Genomic DNA, 23,435 nt, shown 5'->3' on the forward strand with positions numbered 1-23,435 from the left:
GACAGCACCGATATACGTGCGAACTCTCTCGACCGATCATTTTGGCTTCGAACATCTTTCGCTAAAGCCAGAACCCTGCGTGAGAGAGATCAAATAGAAGCTCGTGCGCCTGTCACGTACCGCCGTTATCCATTCAGAATAGGGATGGTTTCGGGCTCCCTTGCAGGGCACTTCCCATGCCGTGCCTCATTGGTTCTTCTAGAGGAAACTGTAGATGGATTGCCCCGTCAAAAGGCCGCCTAACCGGCCCCATTATGCAGGATTACTGCAAAATGTGGCTCATGCCGCTTAAATCATGTATTCTGGCGAGATGATGATGGCTCGCGCTGATAGGACAGAGCCGACGACCCTAACCTCCATCTGCGGGGTTGTATCTAGTGTCCTGAGTCACAAGTTCGCAATCGTAGAATCGCATTAACTTCGCGTCGTTGTGCCAGAGATGGGTGCTGGAACAACCACGGAGGATCTGATGTCGGTCCCGCGACTTGCGCCCCTAATATTGAGCGATGACGAGCGTGCTGAACTGAAGTCGCTGACAACACGGCGGAAGACGGCGCAGGCTCTGGCACTGAGAGCCCGGATCGTGTTGACGTGCGCAGAGGGAGGACAGAACAAGGAAGTGGCGGCCAAGCTGGGCCTGGAGCGGGGGACGGTAAGTAAGTGGCGGCGCCGTTTTGTAGAGCAGCGCGTGGCCGGGCTTCACGACGAGCCGCGTTCCCGAGCTCCGCGCACCGTTGACGATGCTCGCATCGAAGCTGTGATTGTGCGAACGCTGGAAAACTGCCCCGAGAACGCCAACCATTGGAGCTCCCGCGGCATGGCAAAGGCCGGCGGTCTGTCGGTGTCGACGGTGCAACGCATCTGGCGGGCCTTCGGGCTCCAGCCGCATCGGATCGAGACCTTCAAGCTCTCGACCGATCCAAACTTCGTGGCTAAGATCCGGGATCTCGTCAGCCTTTACGTCTCGCCCACCGCAGGCGCCATCGTTCTGTGTGTACGAAAAGTCCCAAATCCAGGCTCTGGACCGCAGCCAACCGATGTTGCCAATGCGTCCCGGCCAGCCGGCCCGAAGGAGCCATGACTATAAGAGGCATGGCACCACGTCGCTGTTCGCCGCCCTCGATATTGCGACCGGACGGGTCATCGATAAGTGCTATGGACGCCACCGCGCCGCCGAATTCCGCAAGTTCCTCGACGAGATCGAGGCCGCCGTGCCGCACGAGCTCGATGTCCATCTCGTCATGGACAACTACGCCACGCACAAGACCCCGCTGATCCGGCGATGGCTGGCTAAAAGGGCGCGCTGGCATGTGCACCGGACCCCGACCAGCTCCTCATGGCTCAATCAGGTCGAGCGCTTCTTCGCGCTCCTTACCGACAAGAAAATCAGGCGCGGAGTCTATCGGAGTGTCGCCGCCCTCAGGGCCGACATCGCTTCATTCATAGAACGACACAACGCCGGCCCCAAACCACTCCGATGGACCAAGTCCGCCGATGACATCCTTTCTTCAATCGTAAGCGTAGCTCTGCGGCCCTTTTGATGGCGCTTGACGCCCTATTTTGTTCGCGTGGCGCGCCGCCGCGGTTTCCATGTGTCGGACAACGCGTTGACGGCGGCTTCGAGCGCCTTCCGGTCGATTGCGTTGGGATCGAACTGCTCGGGACCCCAGAGGCGCATATGTTCGTGGTTCGGATGGGCGGGGTCTCTGATGGATTCGAGGTATTCGGCATAACCCGGAGCACCGCCAACGTCTTCCGGAGGACAACGACCGGCGGCCTCGAGCAAGAAGGGAAGTCCCTCGGTCGTGGTGTTCTCGAACCATTTTTCGAGTTTGATCACGTGGTCCCAACTGTCGCCAAAGTCATAGAGGTAATGGATCGTCTTGGCGCCGGTCTCGCGAACGATATCGCAAAGCCGCGCTTTGCTGGCGTCCATGGGCTGGTGGCCGTAATCGTTGTGGGGATCAGGAATCCCCCAACGGGCGTCAGCCGCGAAGAACTCGAAGAGGTGGCTATTCGTCCAGCCAAACGCCTCCTGAAGCGTCAAATGCAGCCGATCCAGGCGCAGGGTGACGGGTACGACAAGGCGACGCATCACCTCCGGTTTCACGTCCTTGAGGGTCACCTTGATCCGGACCGCGGTCGTGTTCAGGCTCATGCCGCCAGCCTCGGATCGTGTGCAAGTATCGTGTAGATCGATGCCCAAGGGAGCAGTTCGTCCAGTCGCGCCGCAGGCCAACCATTGACGAGCTTCGCGAGAACATCAGCGAGCCAGTGCTCGGCGCTGACGCCATTGAGCTTACAGGTCTCGATTAACGAAGCCAGAACTGCCCAATTCTCGGCGCCCTCGTCGCACCCGGCAAAAAGGGAGTTCTTGGCGTTGAGCTTGATCGGCCGCATCGCACGCTCGACCGCATTCGTGTCCATCTCGATGCGCCCGTCATCAAGGTAGAGCGTCAGGCCGTCCCAATGGCGTAGCGCATAACGCAAAGCCTTCGCCGTGTCGCTCTTCTGTGCAAGATGATCAAGCTTGGCCTCAAACCACTGCTTCAAGGCTGTAGCCAGAGGCCGCGCATGCGCCTGCCTGCCAGCACAGCGCTCGGCATCCGATCGGCCGCGGAGCGCTTTCTCGACTGCGTAAAGCTGGGCGATGCGCTCAAGAGCCTCGCGGGCAACCGGAGCTGGCGCCGGAGCAGCCTCGCGCTCGATCTTCACAAATTGGCGCCGTAGATGCGACCAGCAGAAGGCGAGCGTTCCGGACAGGGCATCCGCACGCGTCTCTCGGGTCATGGTCTTGTAGGCCTGATAGCCGTCGCAATGGATGATGCCGCGGTAGCCTTCGAGCAGCCTCAAGCCATGGACGGCCCCACGGCCCGGTGCATAGGCGTAAACCACGCCAGGCGGGTCAGGTCCGGCCCAGGGCCTGTCATCGCGTGACAGCGCCCAGAAGTAGCCGGTTTTGGTTCTGCCGCGCCCCGGATCTAACACCGGTGCGGGGGTCTCATCGACACAGAGCTTCGAAGAGGCGAGCAGAAGCTGACGCAGACGATGCCACAAGGGCTTCAATTCCTGGGCGGCATAGCCGACCCAGAAGGCGAGCGTGGAGCGGTCCAGCGCTATTCCATGCGTCGCCAGCATCTGCGCCTGGCGGTAAAGTGGCAAATGCCAATGATACTTGGCGTCGATCACATGCGCGACCAGCCGCTCAGTGGGCAATCCACCCCTGATCAGTCGCTCGGGAGCGGCGTGCTGGAGGACGACGCCGTGACAGGCGCGGCAGGCCAGCTTGGGTCGGCGGGTGACGATAACGCGATACTGCGCCGGTACGACGTCCAGCCTCTGGCTCTCATCGCGACCAATCTCAAAGAGGCCGCCCTCACAAGACGGGCAACAAGTCTCCGCTGGCATCAGGGTTTCGACGATGCGCGGCAAATGCTCCGACAACTGACCACGGTTGGCCCTGCGCGCGGCCGTCCTGTTCTCGCAAACTCTGGGATTGGCGCGATCCTCGGCTGCTTCGAGGGCCGCGACGGCCTGATCGATATCCTCCAGAACAAGCTGCAGCTGATCAGCGTCCAGCTTTTCCGAGGACCGACCGAACCGCGCATCTTTTGCAAGCTTGAGCAACCGCTCGAGCCTGGCGCAGCGATCCAGCAGAGCCGCGGCAAAGACCCGCAACTCGGCCGGATCGCTCGGCAGCTCATCAGGCAAATCACTCATTGCCCCGAGTCTGCCATGCTTCGCGCTCCGATGCAGCGAAGATTTGTATCTTTACGCAAGTGCTTTCGGCGCCGCGTCGCGAGGCGCATGCATGCGCGTCCAATCCATGCCGGCCAGAAGCGCCGACAGCTGGGCGGCATTCATCCGCATCACGCCGGCCACAATGGGAGGCCATTTGAAGCCGCTGCCATCGAGCCGCTTCCAGTACATCACAAGGCCGCTGCCATCCCAGACGACAATCTTCACCCGGTCAGCGCGCTTCGCACGGAAGACCACCGCCACGCCCTTCATCGGGTCATGGCCCAGCGTCTCCTTCGCCAACAGCGCCAAGCCCTCCGCACCTTTTCTGAAGTCCACAGGTTGCGTCGCTACGTAAATCGTAAGGCTCGCAGGCGGCGTCAGCATGAACGTGTCCGTCGAAGCGCTAAGAACACATCACTCAACACAGCAAGGCCAGGCGCCCCCCGCACCTCCACGCGTGCTCCCTGGAGCTCAACCGTCACAATGGCTGCTTCCGGCGACCCGGTGGGCTCTGCGGCCGCCGGTAGCGCCGATTCCGACACCACCGGCACGAACGACAGCGTATCCGCCGAAGCCGGCAGCACCAACTGGCCCAAACGCGCCCGGCGCCGCCAGTCATGCACCTATTGGGGCCGGCAGCCATGGCGACGGGCGACGTCTGTGACAACCGCCCCCGGCTCAAGGCTTTCCGCGGCAATCTGTGCCTTCAAATCATCCGGCCATCGCTTGCGACCTGCGCCAGCATACACTTCGATACGCGGCGACAACGGTCGTCTTATGTCGTCCGAATAGTCGTCCATTGTGAGCACCCTTGCTGAAGATGACTCTTCTAGCGGGGATCACGCGACTACGCACAAGCAATACAAAGGGCCGCAGAACTACGCTTACCTTCAATCGAGCGCTTCTGCCGATACAATGCACCGGAAAACGTCGATCCTGCGTTGCGAACTTCTGGTTCAGGACACTAGCCGAGGCCAAGCCTTTCAATTCAGGCTATGAAACCGCTGCTAACTGAAACGCATCGGGACCAAACGCAATTAACAGGCCAATGAGAGAAAGCGCGCGATCAGATCAGCGGATATTGAACTCCCCCCATGGGTGCGCGCTTCGGGAGCAGCACAAGCGCCGACCATCGGGGTGGCCAAAGATCGCGGTCTTAGGGGATTGGTGCAGAATGGCCAAATGACTCGCCGACGCCTTTGAAGTCCACGCGGTGCGCCAGGCTCGCGCTGATTAGCAAGAATCAAACTCGCCGGGCGTGATCCGCTACGCGCGTGCACTTTGGTCGTAAGCGCTTAGCCGGAACCCTTAGTTCGGGATCGGGATAGCTGTGCGAAAGAAGCCTCCGGCTTGGACGGAGGTTTGGGATGGGATTGGACAGCAAAAAGGACGTCCATTTGGACGGCTCAACGACAGGGTCGGTGAGCCGGCTGGAGGTTCTTGAAGGACCATCGGGGCGCCGCGTACGTTCGGAAGCTGAGAGAGCTCGGATCGTCGTCGAGAGTCTGTTACCCGGTGCCCAGGTGTCCGAGGTGGCGCGCAAGCACGGAGCGACGCGCTGGCAGATCTACGATTGGCGGCGGCGGTTTCGACAGCGAGGCATGTTGCCGCCGTGCGAGGTGTCGCAGCCGACATTCGCGCCGCTAGTCGTGGAAGGTGCGTTGGAGGAGCGTCAGGTTCCGGCGATTAAGCTTGAGATCGCGATTGGCGATGTCGTACTGCGGACGGATATGGCCATTGATGCCGAGCAGCTGTCCCGAGTGATCCGCGCGGTGCGAGCGTCACGATGATCGCGGCCGGTGCTGATCTGAAGATTTACGTTGCAATGCGGCCGATCGACTTCCGCTGTGGCCACGATGGGCTTGCGGCAAAGGTGCAGGAGATGCTCCGTCTCGATCCGTTCAGCGGCGCAGCGTTCGTGTTCCGATCGAAACGAGCGGACCGGATCAAGATTTTGGTCTGGGATCGAACGGGCCTGGTGTTGGTGCACAAGCGCCTCGAAGGTTGCAAGTTTGTTTGGCCAACGATTGCGGACGGCGTGATGCGAATGTCGCCCGCGATGTTCGCTGCCTTGTTCGAAGGGCTGGATTGGAGATTGGTCCGCCCGGAAGAAGCACGGCGCCCGCAGGCGGCGGGATAACTGCGGCAGAATGACTCGGCAGCTATTTTGATCGTGGCACACGCGGCGGCGATGTGCTCGAAATAGCGCATGAGCATCGCGGCGCTGCGCGACGAAAACGAACGCCTGAAGGGGCTTTTAGCGCAAACGCAGGCAGCCTTGAGCGAGCATCAGGGGGCGCTGGCCGCGTCGGAGGAAGCGCGGCGTCGGCTGGAGGTCATCCTCGGCGAATTACGACGCGACAAGTTCGGCGCGAAGTCCGAGAAGCTACGACCAGATCAGTACCATTTGCCGCTCGAAGACGTGGAGATCGCGCAAGGCATCCTGGATGCCGCGCAGGAGAGAGCCGAGAAGGTTATCCAGGGCCGATCGCGAAACGCGACGGATCAAAGCTCTCATCGCAATCGCGGCTGCTTGCCTGCCCATTTGCCGCGGGTGGAGCGGATCATCGAGCCTGCGAGCACGCTCTGCCCGTGCGGTTGCGGCGCCATGACGAAGATCGGCGAGGACGTCAGCAAGCGCCTGGACGTGATCCCGGCACAATGGCGCGTGCTGGTCACACGCCGCCCGAAATACATTTGCCGCCGCTGCTCCGGCCCTGTCGTGCAGGCGCACGCGCCGGAGCACGTCGTACCCGGCGGACTGCCGACCGAAGCGGCCATTGCCCACGTGATCGTCTCCAAGTTTGGTGACCATACGCCGTTTTACCGCCAGTCCGAGATCTATGCGCGCCAGGGCATCCGGCTTGATCGGGCGACACTGGGCAACTGGTCCGGTCGGGCCTGCTTCCATCTTCAACCCATCGCGGAGCACATGCGCCGCCACCTGGCCATGGCGGATCGTCTGTTCATGGACGAAACCACGGCGCCGGTACTCGATCCCGGGCGCGGCCAAACGAAGAAGGGCTACTTCTGGGCGATCGCCTCAGACGACCGCGGCCACAGCGGCCCAAGCCCGCCGATCGTGCTGTTCCGATATGCCCCCGGTCGCAGCGGTGCCTTTGCGGAGCAGTTCCTGGATGGCTTTGGCGGACGCTTCCTGCAATGCGATGCCTATGACGGTTATGACCGGCTGACCGAAGTCGTTCGACCGCAAGGGCCATGGACGCTCGTGCATTGCTGGAGCCATTTGCGCCGGCGCTTCGTCAAATTGGTACGCAACAGCAAATCGCCAATCGCCGAGGCTGCCGTTCGGCACATCGGGCAGCTTTACGCCATCGAAGCCATGGTGCGCGGTGCATCGCCGGACATCCGGCTCGCCGCGCGCAAGGAGCATGCGTTTGCTCTCGTCGCCGCTTTAAAAATGTGGTTCGAGAAGCAGCTGTCGATGATCTCCAGCGGCTCAACCCTCGCCGAGGATATCCCCTATGCGCTCAATCATTGGCAGGGGCTGACCCGCTTCCTTGAAGACGGACGCCTCGAGCTCGACACCAACCCGGTCGAGAACGCCATCCGGCCAGTTTGCCTGACCAGGAAAAATGCGCTCTTCGCCGGTCATGAAATCGGGGCAGAAAACTGGGCCTTGCTGGCGTCGATCGTCGCCACCTGCAAGCTCAACGAGGTCAATCCGGCTGCCTACATTGCCGAAACACTCGGGGCGATCATCGACGGCCATCCCCATAGCAGGATCGAAGAGCTCATGCCGTGGCGATTCCGCAAAACGTCAAGCCAGCCTCAATAGGGTCCTGGATAAGCGCTTACCTTTGGTCAGGAACCTGACGCGCTTCATCAATGGCGGCGCATCGAGCTGCACAACACCACGGCAAACGAGCGGTCGGTGGCAAACATCCAGTCGCGAGAGCACGCTCATTGCCGGCTGGCGGGGCCGAACGCGGATAGTGGTCCCGACCTTAATCCAGATCGGCAAACGCGACGACGTCGATCTGTTCGCCTCGTCTTGACGAGCATCGTCAAACCGGCGTCCAAGTTGCGACATCGGGTAGGTACGCGGCTACGCGGCCGACGATTTGCCGAAGCTCTTCGGGGCTACGAACGCGCCGGTATGTCCACGATGAGCGGTGCACGATGCCATTCATTCGGTATCCCTCCATTGAAGGCCGCCTTGTTTGACGAACGTGATCGCTGCAGGTCCTAGGGGTAATCCTAGGAGAAGCGTTATGACGATTTCGAGGGCGGAGGTAATCACATCGGTCGAGCGGCGCCGCCGCTGGTTGCAGGACGAGAAGGAACGGCTCGTTGCAGCATCGCTTGAGCCCGGAGCCAGTGTTTCCGAGGTGGCTCGCGTGGCTGGCCTTCATGTCAGCCAGCTGTTCAGGTGGCGCAAGGAGCTCTGCAAGCACGCTGAAGCGAGTATAGCGCCGTTCGTGCCGGTCGAGATTGGGTTGTCTGTGCCGCCGCGGGAGGTAGCCGAAGCCCCATTGGCGTCCACATCGGGGCGTCGACGGAAGAGCCAAGGCATCATCGAGATTGATCTTGGTACCGGACCGCGCATCCGGGTCGATGGCGACGTGGATGGAGACGCGCTGCGTCGTGTTCTCGATGCTTTGGTGCGCCGATGATCCCGGTTCCGACGGGCGCGCGAGTGTGGCTGGCGACCGGCCACACGGATATGCGCCGAGGCTTTCCGTCGTTGGCGCTCCAAGTGCAGGAGGTGCTGCGCAAGGACCCGCTCAGCGGTCACCTGTTCGTCTTCCGTGGTCGGCGCAGCAATCTTGTGAAGGTGATATGGCACGATGGCCAGGGAGCATGCCTGTTCACCAAAAGACTTGAGAGAGGAAGGTTCGTCTGGCCATCGGTTGCGGGCGAAGCCGTGACGATCTCATCAGCTCAGATGAGCTACCTGTTGTCCGGAATCGATTGGCGCAACCCGCAAGAAGCTCATCGTCCGACGCGTGTCGGATAGCCGTTTTTGGTTTGAATCTGCGGCATGATCTGATTCAATGGCTTCATGATATCGAAGCCGGACGACCTTCCGTCGGATCTTGTCAGTGCCCTGGCAGCGCTGCAAGCCGAGCGTGAGGCCCGGCTGCGAGCTGAGGCGATGGCTGCCAGCGCGCTGGCGGAGTTGTCGGACAACGCGGCCCTTATCGCGCATCTTGAGCTGCGAATTGAGAAGCTCAAGCGCGAACTGCACGGGCAGCGATCCGAGCGGTCGGCACGGCTGCTCGAGCAGCTGGAGTTGGAGCTCGAGGAACTCGTCACCACGGCGAGTGAGGACGAGCTTGCCGCACAGGCGGCGGCGGCAAAGACGCAGAACGTCCGTCCCTTCATACGTAAGCGGCCGGTGCGCAAGCCGTGGCCGGACGATATCGAACACGAGCGCGTCGTCGTTGAAGCTCCAACGACCTGCGCCTGCTGCGGTGGATCGCGGCTGGCGAAGGTCGGCGAGGATGTGACTAAGACGCTGGAGGAGATCCCGCGCCGCTTCAAGGTCATCGAGACGGTACGCGAGAAGTTCACCTGCCGCGATTGCGAGAAGATCAGCCAGCCGCCTGCGCCGTTCCACGCCACGCCGCGCGGCTTCATTGGTCCGCAACTGCTGGCGACGATCCTGTTCGACAAGTTCGGCATGCATATCCCGCTCAACCGCCAGAGTGTGCGCTTTAAGGCCGAGGGAATCGATTTGCCGCTATCGACGCTGGCCGACCAGGTCGGCCACGGGACCTTCGCCGTCATGCCGCTCTTCCACTTGATCGAACGCCATGTGCTCGCAGCCGAGCGACTTCATGGCGACGACACCACCATCCGCATCCTGGCGAAAGGCAAGTGTACGACTGGTCGGATCTGGACTTACGTGCGGGATGACCAGCCCTTTGCCGGGCCAGCGCCGCCGGCGGCGGTCTACTACGCCTCGAGCGACCGACGAGGCGAGCATCCCCAGAAGCATCTGGCCGCCTTCGCCGGTATCCTGCAAGCCGATTGCTACAACGGCTTCGAGCCGCTGTTCGATCCGCAGAAGAAGGTGCTGCCGATTACGCCGGCGTTTTGCTTTGCCCATGCGCGGCGGGGCTTCTTCGAACTGGCCGACATCGAGAAGAACGCCCGGGAAGGTAAGAAGGGCAAGCCGGTCTCCCCGATCGCGCTGGAGGCGGTCAGACGCCTCGATGCGTTGTTCGAGATCGAGCGCGCCATCAACGGCCGCGACGCCGACGAGCGGCGCGCCGTGCGTCAGGAACAGAGCAAGCCGCTTCTCGAAGACATGCACGCATTGCTGCTGCGCGAGCGCGAAACCCTCTCTCGCTCGTCCGAGGTCCTGAAACCCATCAACTACATGCTCAGGCGCTGGGACGGCTTCGCCCGCTTCCTCGAAGACGGCAGGATCTGCTTGACCAACAATTGTGCTGAGCGCGCATTCAGAGGCATCGCCTTGGGTAGGCGCAACTGGACCTTCGCCGGCAGCCAGCGTGGCGCCAACCGTGCTGCCATCATGCTGACGATGATCACGACCTGTCGCCTCAACGACGTCGATCAAAAGGCCTGGCTCGCCGACGTCGTCGCCCGCATCGCCGATCTTCCCGCATCGCGTCTGCACGAACTGCTGCCCTGGGAATGGAAGCTCCTGCGCCAAGCCGGCAACTCCGGCGATCAGCAAGCCGCCTGATCTTCACCCAACGCCATCATATAGCTCGCCGCCCCCGCGCGCCTGCGTCAATCTGGCGGCCTTCCTCGTAGGCGTACTTCATTCGCTTCCATCACGGGGAGTAAACGCGTCCGAACGCTCGTCGCGGGTTTCAGCCCATGTCGTTGTGCACTTTCGGAAACGATCGCGTGGGGAACCAGTTGCTCCTCGCAATGCGCGTCAGTCTGACTTGGACAGAATCGTCGACGTCGTCCGTGTCCGAGATCACTTCCAGTCGGCGCCTCATGCCGACTTGAACAGGCGGTTAAACATAGGAGTGAAGCCGATATATTCGGTAATCGCGAACCTCCCCCCAAACAAAGTCAAGAGAAGGTAAGTACGGAGCATGAATCCGTAGCCCACAGAGCAAGGCTAGCTCAATTCAGCACCTTGGATGAAAGGCGCGTTCCTTGTCAGACCGAAAAGTAATGCGTTACGGCGCGCTCCTTTTTGCGTCTTCGATGATGATGCCGGCGCCCTTCTCGGCTACCATTAGCGTTGCCGCATAGGTGTTGCCTGAAGGCACCGTCGGCATGATAGAGGCATCGATGACGCGCAGCCCAATCATTCCGTGCACATGAAGGCGTTGATCAACGACGGCCATCGGATCGTTGCCCATCTTGCAAGTTCCCACGTAGTGGTGCATCCCCCGTCCAGCGCTAAGTGCGAAGGCGAGCCATTCTTCATAACTCTCCAACTTCCCGCCTGGGGATAGCTCATAATCGATGGACTTAGCGATGGCGGGAGTCTGCATGATCTTGCGCGCGATCTGCATGCCGGCCACAATGCAGTCGCGGTCAATCTTTGCAGACAAATAATTCGGCTGAATGGCAGGCTCGCTGCCGGGATGTGGTGACTTTATATGAATGGAGCCGCGCGAATCGGGTCGACACTGGTTAATCGCGACGGTCACTCCGGGCTCTTTCTCGAGGCGTCCGCGCCGCTCCGGATCGTAGGTCGCGGGCGCCATATGGAACTGGACATCCGGCGTCTGCGCATCGGGCAGCGTGCGCACGAATCCGGTCACCAGGGCCGCTGGCTGGGTCAGCAACCCGGTGCCATTGGCATAGTACCGGATGGTCTCGCCCAATAGCCGCAAGCCGCGCGCCCGCTCGTTGAACGTGATTGGCTGAGCGATGCGCCAGGTCATGTTCACATAACAGTGGTTGCGATAGTTTTCGCCGACGCCTTTCAGTTCATGGTGGACGTCGATACCAAACTTCTTTAGGACTTCTGGCTGTCCGATGCCGGATAGCTCCAGCACGCCAGGCGACTGGATCGTGCCACAAGAGACGATCACTTCTCCTCTGCAGCGCGCCTCGCGAGGATTCCCGTGCAGAGTGTAAGAGACGCCGACAGCCCGCTTGCCCTCGAGCAAGATGCGGTTGACCAAGGCATCGGTCTCGATGCGTAAATTGGGCCGTCTGCGCGCTGGCTCCAGGAAGGCGCGAGCCGCCGACCAGCGGCGACCGTTCTTGATCGTCGCCTGAAGGTAACCGAAGCCTTCCTGCTGACCGCTGTTGTAGTCTCGGTTGTGTGAGAATCCACTGGACTGGGCGGCGTTTATGAACGCATCGCCAAGGTCATGGTGCTCCCTGATCTCGCCGACATTGAGGGGACCGTATTTGCCCCGCGACTCATCGCCACCGCCCTCGTAGTACTCCGATTTCTTGAAGTACGGCAGCACGTCTTCGTAGGACCAGCCCCGATTGCCGAGCGCGCTCCACGTGTCATAGTCAAGGGGCTGACCGCGTACATAGAGCATCCCGTTGATTAAACTTGAGCCGCCAAGCCCGCGCCCGCTCGCAAACGGGAGACGCTCCGTGCCCGCACCATCATCAGAGTCGATCTGGAAATTCCAACTGAATTGTTTTCTGAGCACGGTTGTGGCGAATGCTGCGGGAATATTGACCCACATCGACCGATCGCGCGGCCCCGCCTCAAGGAGTAATACTTTGACGCCTGTGTTCTCACTCAGGCGATTGGCGAGCACACAACCGGCCGAGCCGCCACCGATAATGATGTAATCCCAGTCAGTCATAGTACACAGTCCCCCTCATACCCAAATTGCTCTTGTTTTGCCCAATCGAGTTAGCAACCTGCTGAGCAGGTCCCACTCCCGCGGGCTTCATACCAGTCAACTAGAAATCTAGCCCCGCATGCCTCTGAAAACAAGACGAGAGACGACCGCGCAAAAGGCGCAGCGCGATCGTGAAGGGCTGAGTTTGCTGTTCGTGTTCTGCAATCTTCCGCGCGTAGCCCGCGCGAGTCCAGTGCTTTGACGTGCTCTTTGATGGATGCCCGGCTCGTCCGGCCGACGTATAGCTCGCGCGTTCTGAGTGTTTCCGCTGGTATCGTAGTATGAGACGCTCGGCATGTGGTCTCGTTCGAAAGAGACTCGGGTCGCAGGCTCGCCTGCTGGTCGAAATTAGCGTCGGCAAGACTAAGCTCGCACGAAGCAACAAGAGAGTCGTTCTTGTCAGGCACCGCTCGCTTTCATATCGCCCTACTTCTCATGTGTTCGTCCTTTGAAGACGGGCCATCGCGAAGAGTTAGCGATATCACTCGTCCGCTATGTCGCAAACTCGAAGGCTCGTATCCCTCAGCGGTTGCTTGTGCTCATCGCTTTTGTGTTTCCACATGAGGAACTGCGGGCCGAGATCGTGGATCTTAGTGGCACCGATCTGGGCCATGCTAATGTCGATCTCGCGGCGGAAGATCGCCAACGCCTTTGCCGCGCCGGCCACTCCGCCCGCCGTCACGCCATACAATGTTGGCCGGCCCTGAAAAACGAACTTGGCGCCCATGCAAAGTGCGATCAAGGCGTGAAGACCACGGCGAACACCGCCGTCGAGCATAACAGGCATTCTATCTCCCACCGCATGGCAGATCGTCGGCAGCACCTCCAGCGGTGATGGAGCGTTGTCGAGCTGGCGGCCGCCATGGTTCGACACGATGATGCCATCGACATCGTGCGAATGGGCACGCAAGGCATCGTCGGGGTGCATAATTCCTTTAAGGACGAAAATGCCGTTCCACAGCTTACGATAGCGTTCGACATGCTTCCAGGTCATCGGCGCGCCGAACTGTCGGGCGACAAGATCAGCTACCTCTTTGGCGCTGGCATTGGGGCCGGCATACCGCGCCCAATTGCTGAAACAGGGTGTGCCGTGCTGTAACCACTGCATCATCCAGGCGGGATGGCGCAACGCCTCGAACTTCGTCTTCCAAGCGAGCGTTCTGGACGGCCCCCAGCCGCTCCGGATACCGCGCTCGCGGTTCGAGGGTTGCGGCACGTCAACGGTGAAGACCAGGGTCTTTAGCCCGGCGTCTCTTACTCGCTTGATCATGTCCTCGGAGATAGATGGGTCAGCAGCCGAGTAGATCTGATACCAGCCGTGGTCGGGTGCTAGCTTCCCGAGATCTTCGACTGAGCTTGTGCTGGTGCCCGACATGATGAATGGTACGTTTGCGTCACGCGCCGCCTCCGCCAGCATCAAATCGGCGCTATGTCGGAACAGGCCCGCAAGCCCGGTTGGTGCTATGCCAATTGGACTCGAATAGGTACTACCGAATAATGTAGTCGATTGCTCGCGCTCGCTGACATCGATCAAGTAGCGCGGCACGATACGCATCTGGCGGAACGCCTGCTCGTTGGTCATGAGACCAAGCTCATCGTCCGTGCCGCCTTCGATAAAATCATAACAGACTTTGGGTAGCCGCTTCTTCGCCAACTGGCGCAGATCGTCGATATTCACCACCCTTCTCAATGCAGAGCTCATCTCGACGACCCATGTTGCTCAACGGGAGGGAGTCCTTCACACTGCATAGACTATTGCCTCGTACTGCATTTTATGTTGACCGGAGCGCCGTCATCTGCGGTAAGGGGTTCGTCTTCAGACGCAATCTATTCGGTGCAAAGGCACCATCGAAGACTACACTCGACCGAAAGCGCTATGTTCCGCGACGTAGCCCTTAGTTTGATCATTCTGCGCTCCCAAGTTCGCCGCCCCGCGCCAATTGCCCGATCAGTCACCTTTAGAGGTACAGCCCGCTCATTCATCGGTCATGAGATTGAGTGGATCTTTGCATTGCCTTGGTCACACCGAGGCAAGGCACGAGAGTCGCCTCCAAATGGTTCTCACAATGCGAACGGGTAGTGGGCGACGGAAAGACCTCACGTGCCGGCGCGTGAAATCTCCGTCTCTTTGCAGGTGATGAACTCGAGAAGCGCCGGAATGCCCGCTTGCGTTTTCTCGATGCCGCGCTTGATTGCGGGCACGATGTCCTCGGGCCTTGTGATCCGCTCACCGTAGCCACCGAAAGCACGCGCCATTGCGGCATAATCACCGGAAATATCCGTTGACCGATATTTCTCCGTCGAGACCGCCATCTCCTTGAGTTCGAGGGCCATGCAGAAGTTGTTAAGTAGGATCGACAGAACTGGAATCCTCTCACGTACGGCGGTTTCGAAATCCATCCCCGTAAATCCGATAGCTGCATCGCCCCAAACGTTGATGCAGAGCTTGTCGGGTTTCGCGAGCTTCGCGCCCATTGCGAGCCCCAAGCCGTAGCCCAACTGTGTGGTTTTGCCCCAGCCGAGATAGGACAAGGGCTCGACAGTCTTCCAGAACGGAGAGAGCTGGTCGCGCGGACTGCCTGCATCGTGTGTAATGATCGTGTTGGGAATGTCGACCGTATGCTGCAGGTCCCATAGGACGCGGTAGGGATTAAGCGGCGCGTCGTTACAGGTTAGCTTGGGCATCCATTTCGCTAGCCATTGCTTGTGGCATTCGGCAATTTCGGCCGAGACGCCGCCCGCGTCGCGATTTTCACGAACGGATTTACTGACTTCCTCGAGCAGCGCATCAAGTACGAGGCTGGCGTCACCAATCAGGCCTATCGAAGCCTCGGCATCCTTGTTGAGATGGTTAGGATCGAGGGTCGAATGAATGATCGTCTTTCCTTTGGGCATTGCGATACCGAAGTAGGTCTCCGTGAAGGAGCACCCAATCCCGAATATTACGTCTGCCTCGCCTAGAAACTTGGAGACAGCGCGCGGCACTGCAAGCCCTCCGCTACCAAGTGATAGCTGGTGGTCCTCGGGAAAAGACGATTTACCTCCTAGGCTCGTAGTCACAGGAATGGCGAGCCGCTCCGCCAAGCGCTTCAATTGTGGCCAGGCCCGTGCGTAATGCACGCCTTGGCCAGCATAGATCAAAGGGCGTTTAGCACTGATCAGAAGCTCCGCGGCCCGCTTGATATCAGCTGGATCGGCTCCGTAGCGGGTTCTCAGTACGGGCGTGTAGTTGAGCGGCTCCGGCACCTCCTCGTTCCACATATCCTCCGGAATTTCGACAATAACGGGTCCGCCGCGGCCGTTCTTGAGTTTGGCGAAGGCGCGACGGAAGATGTTGGCGACTTCAGAGGCCAAGATGATTGGTTCGGCGGATTTAGAGAAGGCTTTCATAGCTTGGCTGGAGCTGAAGTTCGGCTCGATGTTTGCGAGGCGACGTCGATATCCCATTGGCAGCACGAGCACAGGGACAGAATCTCCAAACGATTGCGCGACGCCACCCATGGCATTCTCCGCACCGGGGCCGTGCTGCATGCAGAACGCACCAATAGCATGCCCGGAAGTGACCTTGGAAATTGCGTCGGCCATATGAAGACCGATGCGCTCTTGGCGTACAATAACCGGACGAATATCCGCACTCGCGGCAAATTCGATCAGGTGATTGACCGGATAACCGCAAAGAATCTCGATGCCCTCACGCTTGAGGATTTCCGCAATTGCCGTACCTAGTTTCATGATCGTCCCCACACTAAGCTCAGCCGACTAAGCATCGGCCAGATATTCGTCATCTTTTTGCTCACAGCTGCCCGCAGTGAACACCTAAATATAGCGATGGCTGGGCAGAGCGCGGTGACCGCGAGCATCCGATCGCGAGCAGCCAACGCAGTTAAAGTTGGAGTCTCTCGGTTTGATTGACCATGCAAATCAAGCATCTACCGCCGTTTACAGAGAGGGTGCAGCCGGCGTCGGCGCGCGACCGCACGGTCTTCGCGCACTTCAGACTGAGCATGCATCCTGCAAATCGTCTCCTGCCAGGCCAAGCAATCGGCGCCACCAACTGACAAATACAACATAGACCCTTCCGACACTCGAAAACTGCAAGTGCCCATTGGCATTCGTCAAAAAGCTGCGCGAATAAGGTCTATCAAGGCGGAATCCTGAGAAAGCCGCGGCGATGCGGTGGGCGACACGGCGGATTCTACGACCATTGATTAGCAACTCCTGTACTTTTGGCTTTGCGTCCAACTCACCGCCGCTGCCGCGAACGACGTGCAGCAAGTTGCTCCGCAGTCGCTCGGGCAGAGCGCCTTAGAGGATCCGTAACGGTTACCTGGCGACTTGCTCGGGCGTGTAGCCGAGAATTGTTTTCGTCTCCAGGTATTCGTGAAAACCGTAGTCACCGACTTCTCGTCCGTTGCCACTTAGCTTGTAGCCGCCAAACGGCGCAAAGGGATCGCCGCCGCTGCCATTGATGGAAATTTGGCCGGCGCGCAGCTTCTTGGCCAGAGTACGAATTTCGTGCAGGTCCGACCCCGAGATACAGGCCGCTAGGCCATACTCGGTATCGTTCGCGATCTCGACCGCCTCTTCGACGTTCTCGTAGCTAAGGATAGACAACACTGGTCCGAAAACCTCTTCTCTGGCGATCGTCATGTCGTTCGTCACGTTGGCAAATACCGTTGGCTTTACATAGAAACCTCTCGTTAGTCCGATAGGAAGACCGATGCCGCCAGTTACGAGCGCCGCCCCCTCGCGAATTCCCGTGGCGATTAGGTGTTGAATTCTCTCCCACTGGGTCTTGTTCACGACCGGACCGATAGTAGCGTTACCGTTGGGATCGCCGACAGCTATTGCTTCCGCCGCATCCTTTGCAATTTTGATCGCCTCGGCGATCTTCTTCGCGGGGACCAGCATGCGGGTGGGCGCATCGCAGGACTGGCCGGAATTGAGCATTACCGATCGCACGCCGGCGCGGACAGCGCTTTCAAGGTCGGCGCCCTCGAGAATGATGTTCGGACTCTTGCCGCCCAACTCCTGGGTTACGCGCTTGACTGTGGCGGCGGCATTGCGGGCCACCTCGACACCAGCGCGGGTCGAGCCGGTGAACGAGACCATGTCGATCCCGGGATGGCTTGCGATAGCGGCGCCGACCACAGGTCCTGTCCCATTGATCATGTTGAAAACGCCTGGCGGGACACCGGCAGTGTGCATGATTTCGGTCCAAATGTAGGCGCTGAGCGGCGACTCCTCTGAAGGCTTAAGTACCATCGTGCAACCCGACGCGAGCGCGGGCACCACTTTCAAGACGATCTGGCAAATTGGCCAGTTCCAGGGAGTGATCAGTCCACAGACACCAATCGGCTCTTTTGCGACACGCGTGGAGCCACGGTCTTCCTCAAACTTGAACGCTTTTAAGGTCTCGATGCCGGCCTTTATGTGAATTGTGCCCGAGGGAACCTGCGCCCGTCGCGCGAAACTTACGGGCGCTCCCATTTCCATGGTGACTGCTTTCGCCATGTCGTCAAAGCGCTTCAGGTACTCAGCGAGGATGCACTGCAGAAGATCGAGACGCTCCGCGCGACTCGTTTGGGAATACGTCGCAAAGGCGGTCTTGGCAGCCGCCACGGCCCTATTCACATCATTGCCCGACCCAGCGGAGATGCGGCTACAGACCTCCTCGGTCGCAGGGTTTATAACCTCTATTTGCTCGGCCTTCTCCGGGTCAACCCACTTGCCAGCGATATAGAACTTAGAATGGTCGCTCATGCGATCTGCTCCATGGTGCTCGACCCCTCCTTTGGCGGAGCTCGACAAGCGAAGTGGTCACAAAAGGCGCAGCGCTCTTCTTCCGCTGAGCCTCTGTTCGATTTGCCTAGCTTTAGCGCCAGGACACAACGGGGAACGCCCGCGATCTCTTCTCGGCTAGGCGGACCGACGACGACGTCTCTACGATTAACGCAAGTGCACTTGACCTCAAGGAGCGGCGCCCCTTCTACAAAGTCTCAGCAGCGTGTGCAAACGCTCCATGGCAAGGCCAACCGGTTGCTGAGTTTCGCGTTGAACGGTCTGAAGGGGCATTTGGACGTCCGACACCGGCAGCTTATTGGAAATGGCTTGGTGCGCTCAGGGTACTGGCTGCAGAAACACATTTGCGGCGCATTTCTCCGCCGTGCAGGCAATTTCCTGCAACGGGCATGCGTTCTGGGACGAAATGCATCAGGCGGCTTGGAGCTCAGAATGAATAGTCTTTCGTTAACAAGTCGATTTGAGGACGACCGGAGCCGTAGGCAGTGCGAAGACAGGACTTCCGCAATTTGATCCTATGCTCGCTGACCAGGCGGAAGGACCGGGCGTATCGTTATTGATGCCGCTTCCACCCCACTTCGACGCATCATCGCGTGCTTGCTTTGTATTCCTCCAAAAAGTGCATAATTTCTAGGATTGGAGCCGTGTTTTTAGAGGAATGCGGCGTCGAGTCGCGCTAACGTTCATCCATGACATCGCAAACTCAACCGTCTCTTGGAGTCCTGCTCCTCGAACGCGGGCTACAGCCCGCCCCCGCCCACCCAAGGCCGCTGCCCAACTCGATACTGAATCCGGCGACATTCGACTTTCCGGTCATCTCGGAAACGGTCGAGGGAGCTTGGGTAGAGAATGTTGTTCGCGGCGATCCATCTCTTGAGTCGGCCTACGTCGCAGCCGCCCGGCGGTTGGTTGATCGAGGTGCTATCGTAATAAGCTCGAACTGCGGCTTCTCTGTTCGTCATCAAACGGCTGTCGCAGCGTCGGTGAATGTGCCCGTGGTAATGTCGAGTCTGCTCCTCCTACCAGCGTTGCTTCGCCAACTGCCGCCGACAAATAAGATCGCTGTTCTGACATACGACTCGACACATTGCGGCGACGATCTGCTGGGCCTCAATGACCCGGCCGAGCGGGCGAGAATCGTCATTGGTGGCATCGAAGGTGGTAAGTTTTGGCATGATGAACTGAAGCGACCGCCGCCATCGGTCGACGTCGCCGCAATCGAGAAGGATGTCGCAGCTTGCGTAGCGCGCCTCCGCGTTGCGCACCCAGAAATCGGCCTGCTCCTATTCGAATGTGCGGGATTTCCGTTGGTCGCAGCGGCAATCCGTCGTATCTCTAAATTGCCTGTCTACGACATTACGAGCCTCTGCCGATTGGCTATCGCCTCCGTCGCTTGAGGATGTGGTAGAACAATCATCGCCACCGGGACTAACCGGATGGATCCTCCGGACTAGCGCCGAAGCTCGCCTACAGGAACCTGGAAACAAAGTGGCCGGATAGAGGCGCCTGGGCTGCTCCATACAAACCGTTTTCATAAACCTCCGCTCAATTCGTGCGGACTCGCCGGTACTCCGAACGCGAGGTTCAGCGCATGGAGTTTAACGCTCATGATCGTTCCTGTTCTCTCCAGGCGCGGCGCGCGTGCACCCACGTTTCTACCGGCAACACGGCTTCAGATTAGCTGCAGCCGTCGGCGCTAGCTCGATTGCATTCACGGCTGGCAAGCAGGATGACTTGTGATCAGACGACTTCAGCACGGCCAGTGGCTGGCGAGCCGACTATTCGGATCTGCCTAACAGGTGACCTGGGGGGTTCTAGTTTGTCGTTAGCGATGCCATTTGCGAACGAGCCAATGAGGTCCGCTTGGATTCATCTGTCCAAGGGTCGAGCTCGATCTCCGCTCTTTCGGATAGGCGACGCCGGAGACGCATTATTTCTCCGGTCGCCGTTCCTCGGTTCATTTGGCCAGCCAGGCGGTGAAGCGCTGGCGCAACTCATCACCCCTTTCGGCCCAGAAGGCGGCGTCGATCAGCAGGGCGTTAGTCATATGATCGGGCGCGGTTGGCAAGTGCGGAAGGACCGCTGGATCCACATGCGAGATGGCGTCCTTGTTGGCGGGCCCATAAGAGATGTATCGAGTTTGCTCCGCTTGTACCGCTGGTGACGTGGCGAAGGCGAGGAACTTGTATGCGGCTTCCAGGCGCGGTCCGCCCTTGGGCAACACCCACACATTCATTCCGAGCTCCTGAGCATCCCACATGATCTCGAAATGCTTTCCGGAGTTTTTGACCGCTTCATAGATCCGACCATTCCAAGCCGAGGTCATGACGACCTGGGCGTCGGCGAGAAGCTGGGGCGCCTGGGCGCCTGCCGTCCACCAGACAACATCTTTCTTGATTGTGTCGAGCTTCTTCAAGGCGCGATCTACACCTTCGGAAGTGCCAAGAACCTTGTAAACGTCCTTGATCGCGACACCGTCGGCGATGAGCGCCCATTCGAGGTTGCCGAACGGACTTTTAAGTAATCCGCGCTTACCCGGAAACCTCTGCGTATCAAAGAGATCATTGAGGGTCTTCGGGCCGTTCGGCAGGTTATCTTTGTCATAAGCAAGTATTGTGGCATAGAAATCCGCCGGTACGGAGCAATCGTTGTCAGCCCCTGTAAACCTGTCTCTGTCTAGGCCCAGTGTTTTCCAGTCGATCCTCTCGATGATACCCTCGGCACAGGGCTGCACGCCCACTACTGCGTCGGTATCGATGGTGTCCCAGCTGACGCTTTTCGATTCTACCATCGCGCGGATCTTCGAGACTTCACCATTATATTCTCCCTCAGTGATCTTCACGCCAGTCTGCTTGGTGTAAGGCTCAAAATAGGCCTTGCGCTGCGCCGTTTGGTAAGCCCCTCCGAACGAGGTAATTGTAAGCCGCTCGTCCGCAAAGGCGGGTTGTTTCAATGCAAGCACTCCTGCTGCTGCGCCGGTAACTGCCAGCACGCTCGCGATCATCAGTGACTTCCCCATCATCTGCTCCTCTCTGCTATGCGGCCCCCGACTAGGGGCGTTCCCCAAAAAGTCGAAGTGTTCGCGTCAGACTCCGTCGACCGCAGTTCATTAGAGCCCTCCGCGGAATTTCTCGGCCCTTAATACGTTTCGGTAAGAGCCGAAGTCTTCCTCCATCTACGTGATCGGCACGCAGGGCCCTTCAGGGGCAGGCCACCATCTCTAACCGATCGCGAAGGACGAGCGGCGGTGTCGCTGGCCAGAAGGTGAGTGTCTCGCGCTTTGTGATGGCAGACGCAACGCGGACTGAAGCCTCTCTTCGCCTCGGAGCGAAGGGGTCAGCCTTGCGCGACGCCCCATATCTCAACGGTGGTGTTCGGGTTGTGCATCATGGGCTTCGGCACGAGCGTCACGGGCGGAAGCGCCCCGCCCACACAGTCGGCAAGAGTCTTTGCAAAGGCCAGGGTCTCAGCCTCAGTACCCGTCGAGGTGAAGTAGCAGACCATGAGCTTCAAATCGGCCGGCGACCGGCCAAATGGCCGCAGGAGATCCTCGATATAGCTCATCGTGAAGCGGGTCTGCGGCATGAGCAGGCCCTCCATGACGGACCGCCCTTTGTTACTGTGAGGCTGCGAGGGCACTTGGCCGCCAAGCCACACCGTATCCCGCAGCCGGATGCCCTGACGGTAAGGTGTAGAGTAAGTCCAATCCCAAACGCGCGCAGGCCAGTGGTCCTCGCGCGGGATATATTTGTCGTAGCCGTTCCGCAGCTCGCGCATCGCCATGACCTCGACCTTGGTTGCGGCCCCTCGCGGATGAAGATTGTGGCAGGGCACAACCGTTGCAACAGGCCCCCGGTTGTGAAAGTGACATGCTCGCGCCCTGGAAAGTGGCTCCCATTGTTCGCGAGTGTTACCGAAGTAGTAGCCCTCCAGCTTGACGCAGTCCTGGAACGATGCGCCGAGCGCGGCCAAAGTCTCCGCGTGCCTCTCCATAATGAAGTGACTCTGGGCGACGCCGTCACCCGGATGCTGCACTGTGCCGTCAGCGTCCTCGGCTGTGCGGCTGGCGAGCGCAATGAACTCCCCCGCTCGCAAGCCAGCAGTCACGGTACGATCGCCGAATAGTGTTTGGCTCTGTTGCGGCACCAGGCGCGGTACAGCTCGGACATCCGAGTTCGCGCGCCAACCGCGCTGGGCAATAGCTTGAATCTGGACCGTCTGGCCGGAAAAAGGCTGCATGGGTTCCGGCATCGTACTGATTGCTGGCATGGGTTCCATATTGAAGAAGGGTGCCAACGCAGCAATCATCTCCCAGTCGCCTCGTTCGCCGGTGTAGTGCACCTTGAGTCTCACTACATCGTCGAGCGTGCACGATTCGTTGGCGAGTGCCTCCGCAACGTTCGACATCGCGCCTTTGATTTGTTTATCGATGTCGCCTGAATTACGAATCCGCCCAGCTGAGTCGAAATCGCCCGCGCCTCCAACGAAGCTCAATGTGCCTGCGGTGCCCGACAGATGGTGCGTGTGAGCGATCGGCAGGTTCCAGATGCCGGGCCTCGTTTCCATGGATCCCCCACTTCGATTGGTTGCGACGCCTTGGTGAGGCCAGATCGCCATACACCGAATAACGTGCAGGTTATCTCCGCCCAGACTGATGAGAAGATGTTTTCTTGAGCGCTCTAACTGACTGAAATCTCTATGAGTGGTGTTTCATAAATCGAACATCCTACTCGTTCGAAGGCCTTGGTAGAGCCCGACGGTGGACATGCGAGGCACGCAAGGCCGGCTTAGGGGGCGATATTGCAGGCCAAATGGCAGCCGAAATTCGAGCGAAAGGATCGGTTCGTCAGCGCCGTGCGCAAACGAGTGTCTTTTTTACGCACGTGAAGGTCCCCTTCAGGGTGAGTAAACCGAGTTACACGATTGCCGTCCGCCGTCGCGCAATTAGTTGACCCAGAGAAGGTGAACAGCGTCTGCTGTCTGGCCGTTAGCTGGCTTGTACGAAAATCACAGAGGGTCGACCCGGCTGACTTCGTCCGCCCTCGACGAGGTCGCCTTCTCTCGCATCGAGGAACTGGCAGCCGAAATTGACCGTTACGTCCCCTGAAGCACGCC

The 23,435-nt window shown here is 59.5% G+C and carries 17 protein-coding genes and 1 pseudogene; 8 read left to right on the top strand and 10 right to left on the bottom strand.

Annotation, left to right across the window (positions count from 1 at the left end; translation table 11 throughout):
- Positions 1-469: 469 nt before the first annotated feature.
- A pseudogene (locus ML401_RS38420) lies at positions 470-1,541 on the top strand (IS630 family transposase).
- 14 nt (positions 1,542-1,555) lie between these two features.
- Here ML401_RS38420 and ML401_RS38425 read toward each other — a convergent pair.
- The 4 genes from ML401_RS38425 to ML401_RS38440 all read right to left on the bottom strand — a co-directional run bounded on the left by ML401_RS38425 (position 1,556) and on the right by ML401_RS38440 (position 4,541).
- Positions 1,556-2,158 (bottom strand): plasmid pRiA4b ORF-3 family protein, encoded by a 603-nt coding sequence (locus ML401_RS38425; RefSeq protein ID WP_285813008.1) that lies wholly within the window; start codon positions 2,156-2,158, stop codon positions 1,556-1,558.
- The gene (locus tag ML401_RS38430; protein WP_285812980.1) at positions 2,155-3,720 is read right to left on the bottom strand and encodes an IS66 family transposase; all 1,566 of its coding nucleotides are present in this window, start codon (positions 3,718-3,720) and stop codon (positions 2,155-2,157) included. Before ML401_RS38430 ends, ML401_RS38425 begins: the two co-directional genes overlap by 4 nt.
- A gap of 51 nt (positions 3,721-3,771) precedes the next feature.
- Complete coding sequence (gene tnpB / locus ML401_RS38435; protein WP_285812979.1) at positions 3,772-4,125, bottom strand: IS66 family insertion sequence element accessory protein TnpB; 354 nt, start codon at positions 4,123-4,125, stop codon at positions 3,772-3,774.
- 239 nt (positions 4,126-4,364) lie between these two features.
- Entirely contained in the window at positions 4,365-4,541 is a 177-nt protein-coding gene (locus tag ML401_RS38440; protein ID WP_376717429.1) for a transposase, read from the bottom strand.
- 567 nt (positions 4,542-5,108) lie between these two features.
- Here ML401_RS38440 and ML401_RS38445 point away from each other — a divergent pair.
- The 6 genes from ML401_RS38445 to ML401_RS38470 all read left to right on the top strand — a co-directional run bounded on the left by ML401_RS38445 (position 5,109) and on the right by ML401_RS38470 (position 10,420).
- Positions 5,109-5,531, top strand: a complete 423-nt coding sequence (locus ML401_RS38445; protein ID WP_285813009.1) for a transposase — start codon at positions 5,109-5,111, stop codon at positions 5,529-5,531.
- Positions 5,528-5,881 carry an IS66 family insertion sequence element accessory protein TnpB gene (gene tnpB, locus ML401_RS38450; RefSeq protein ID WP_285813010.1) on the top strand — a complete coding sequence of 118 codons (354 nt, stop codon included), beginning with the start codon at positions 5,528-5,530 and terminating at the stop codon, positions 5,879-5,881. Before ML401_RS38445 ends, tnpB (ML401_RS38450) begins: the two co-directional genes overlap by 4 nt.
- Positions 5,882-5,950: 69 nt before the next feature.
- Entirely contained in the window at positions 5,951-7,540 is a 1,590-nt protein-coding gene (locus ML401_RS38455; RefSeq protein WP_285813011.1) for an IS66 family transposase, read from the top strand.
- 436 nt (positions 7,541-7,976) lie between these two features.
- Complete coding sequence (locus tag ML401_RS38460) at positions 7,977-8,378, top strand: transposase (RefSeq protein WP_285813012.1); 402 nt, start codon at positions 7,977-7,979, stop codon at positions 8,376-8,378.
- Positions 8,375-8,722 (top strand): IS66 family insertion sequence element accessory protein TnpB, encoded by a 348-nt coding sequence (tnpB, locus tag ML401_RS38465; RefSeq protein WP_285813013.1) that lies wholly within the window; start codon positions 8,375-8,377, stop codon positions 8,720-8,722. The genes ML401_RS38460 and tnpB (ML401_RS38465) overlap by 4 nt, the downstream gene beginning before the upstream one ends.
- A 45-nt stretch (positions 8,723-8,767) precedes the next feature.
- A complete protein-coding gene (locus tag ML401_RS38470; protein ID WP_285813014.1) occupies positions 8,768-10,420 on the top strand; it encodes an IS66 family transposase in 1,653 nt (550 codons plus the stop codon).
- Positions 10,421-10,871: 451 nt separating this feature from the next.
- Here the strand turns inward: ML401_RS38470 and ML401_RS38475 are convergent, their stop codons facing one another.
- The 4 genes from ML401_RS38475 to ML401_RS38490 all read right to left on the bottom strand — a co-directional run bounded on the left by ML401_RS38475 (position 10,872) and on the right by ML401_RS38490 (position 18,281).
- Positions 10,872-12,479: a GMC family oxidoreductase gene (locus ML401_RS38475; RefSeq protein ID WP_285813015.1), complete on the bottom strand. Its 1,608-nt coding sequence runs from the start codon at positions 12,477-12,479 to the stop codon at positions 10,872-10,874.
- Positions 12,480-12,999: 520 nt separating this feature from the next.
- On the bottom strand, positions 13,000-14,196 hold the full coding sequence (locus ML401_RS38480) for an alpha-hydroxy acid oxidase (protein WP_285813016.1): 1,197 nt from the start codon (positions 14,194-14,196) through the stop codon (positions 13,000-13,002).
- 419 nt (positions 14,197-14,615) lie between these two features.
- Positions 14,616-16,250, bottom strand: coding sequence for a thiamine pyrophosphate-requiring protein (locus tag ML401_RS38485; protein ID WP_285813017.1), 1,635 nt, complete (start codon positions 16,248-16,250; stop codon positions 14,616-14,618).
- A 591-nt stretch (positions 16,251-16,841) separates the two neighbouring features.
- A complete protein-coding gene (locus tag ML401_RS38490; protein WP_285813018.1) occupies positions 16,842-18,281 on the bottom strand; it encodes an aldehyde dehydrogenase family protein in 1,440 nt (479 codons plus the stop codon).
- 728 nt (positions 18,282-19,009) lie between these two features.
- Here ML401_RS38490 and ML401_RS38495 point away from each other — a divergent pair.
- Positions 19,010-19,717, top strand: coding sequence for a hypothetical protein (locus tag ML401_RS38495; protein ID WP_285813019.1), 708 nt, complete (start codon positions 19,010-19,012; stop codon positions 19,715-19,717).
- A gap of 560 nt (positions 19,718-20,277) precedes the next feature.
- Here ML401_RS38495 and ML401_RS38500 read toward each other — a convergent pair.
- A complete protein-coding gene (locus ML401_RS38500) occupies positions 20,278-21,339 on the bottom strand; it encodes an ABC transporter substrate-binding protein (protein WP_285813404.1) in 1,062 nt (353 codons plus the stop codon).
- A gap of 317 nt (positions 21,340-21,656) precedes the next feature.
- Positions 21,657-22,886, bottom strand: a complete 1,230-nt coding sequence (locus ML401_RS38505) for a RidA family protein (protein WP_285813020.1) — start codon at positions 22,884-22,886, stop codon at positions 21,657-21,659.
- Between the last annotated feature and the right edge of the window lie 549 nt (positions 22,887-23,435).

It is taken from the genome of Bradyrhizobium sp. 62B (assembly GCF_030272265.2).
GTDB lineage: Bacteria > Pseudomonadota > Alphaproteobacteria > Rhizobiales > Xanthobacteraceae > Bradyrhizobium.

What these genes read in the sequence shown, in the direction of transcription:
- ML401_RS38425 (WP_285813008.1), bottom strand. Translation starts at nt 2,158, where the DNA reads ATGAGCCTGAACACGACCGCGGTCCGGATCAAGGTGACCCTCAAGGAC.
- ML401_RS38475 (WP_285813015.1), bottom strand. Translation starts at nt 12,479, where the DNA reads ATGACTGACTGGGATTACATCATTATCGGTGGCGGCTCGGCCGGTTGT.
- ML401_RS38440 (WP_376717429.1), bottom strand. Translation starts at nt 4,541, where the DNA reads ATGGACGACTATTCGGACGACATAAGACGACCGTTGTCGCCGCGTATC.
- tnpB (WP_285812979.1), bottom strand. Translation starts at nt 4,125, where the DNA reads ATGCTGACGCCGCCTGCGAGCCTTACGATTTACGTAGCGACGCAACCT.
- tnpB (WP_285813010.1), top strand. Translation starts at nt 5,528, where the DNA reads ATGATCGCGGCCGGTGCTGATCTGAAGATTTACGTTGCAATGCGGCCG.
- ML401_RS38445 (WP_285813009.1), top strand. Translation starts at nt 5,109, where the DNA reads ATGGGATTGGACAGCAAAAAGGACGTCCATTTGGACGGCTCAACGACA.
- ML401_RS38490 (WP_285813018.1), bottom strand. Translation starts at nt 18,281, where the DNA reads ATGAGCGACCATTCTAAGTTCTATATCGCTGGCAAGTGGGTTGACCCG.
- ML401_RS38470 (WP_285813014.1), top strand. Translation starts at nt 8,768, where the DNA reads ATGATATCGAAGCCGGACGACCTTCCGTCGGATCTTGTCAGTGCCCTG.
- ML401_RS38495 (WP_285813019.1), top strand. Translation starts at nt 19,010, where the DNA reads ATGACATCGCAAACTCAACCGTCTCTTGGAGTCCTGCTCCTCGAACGC.
- ML401_RS38430 (WP_285812980.1), bottom strand. Translation starts at nt 3,720, where the DNA reads ATGAGTGATTTGCCTGATGAGCTGCCGAGCGATCCGGCCGAGTTGCGG.
- ML401_RS38485 (WP_285813017.1), bottom strand. Translation starts at nt 16,250, where the DNA reads ATGAAACTAGGTACGGCAATTGCGGAAATCCTCAAGCGTGAGGGCATC.
- ML401_RS38505 (WP_285813020.1), bottom strand. Translation starts at nt 22,886, where the DNA reads ATGGAAACGAGGCCCGGCATCTGGAACCTGCCGATCGCTCACACGCAC.
- ML401_RS38460 (WP_285813012.1), top strand. Translation starts at nt 7,977, where the DNA reads ATGACGATTTCGAGGGCGGAGGTAATCACATCGGTCGAGCGGCGCCGC.
- tnpB (WP_285813013.1), top strand. Translation starts at nt 8,375, where the DNA reads ATGATCCCGGTTCCGACGGGCGCGCGAGTGTGGCTGGCGACCGGCCAC.
- ML401_RS38455 (WP_285813011.1), top strand. Translation starts at nt 5,951, where the DNA reads ATGAGCATCGCGGCGCTGCGCGACGAAAACGAACGCCTGAAGGGGCTT.
- ML401_RS38500 (WP_285813404.1), bottom strand. Translation starts at nt 21,339, where the DNA reads ATGGGGAAGTCACTGATGATCGCGAGCGTGCTGGCAGTTACCGGCGCA.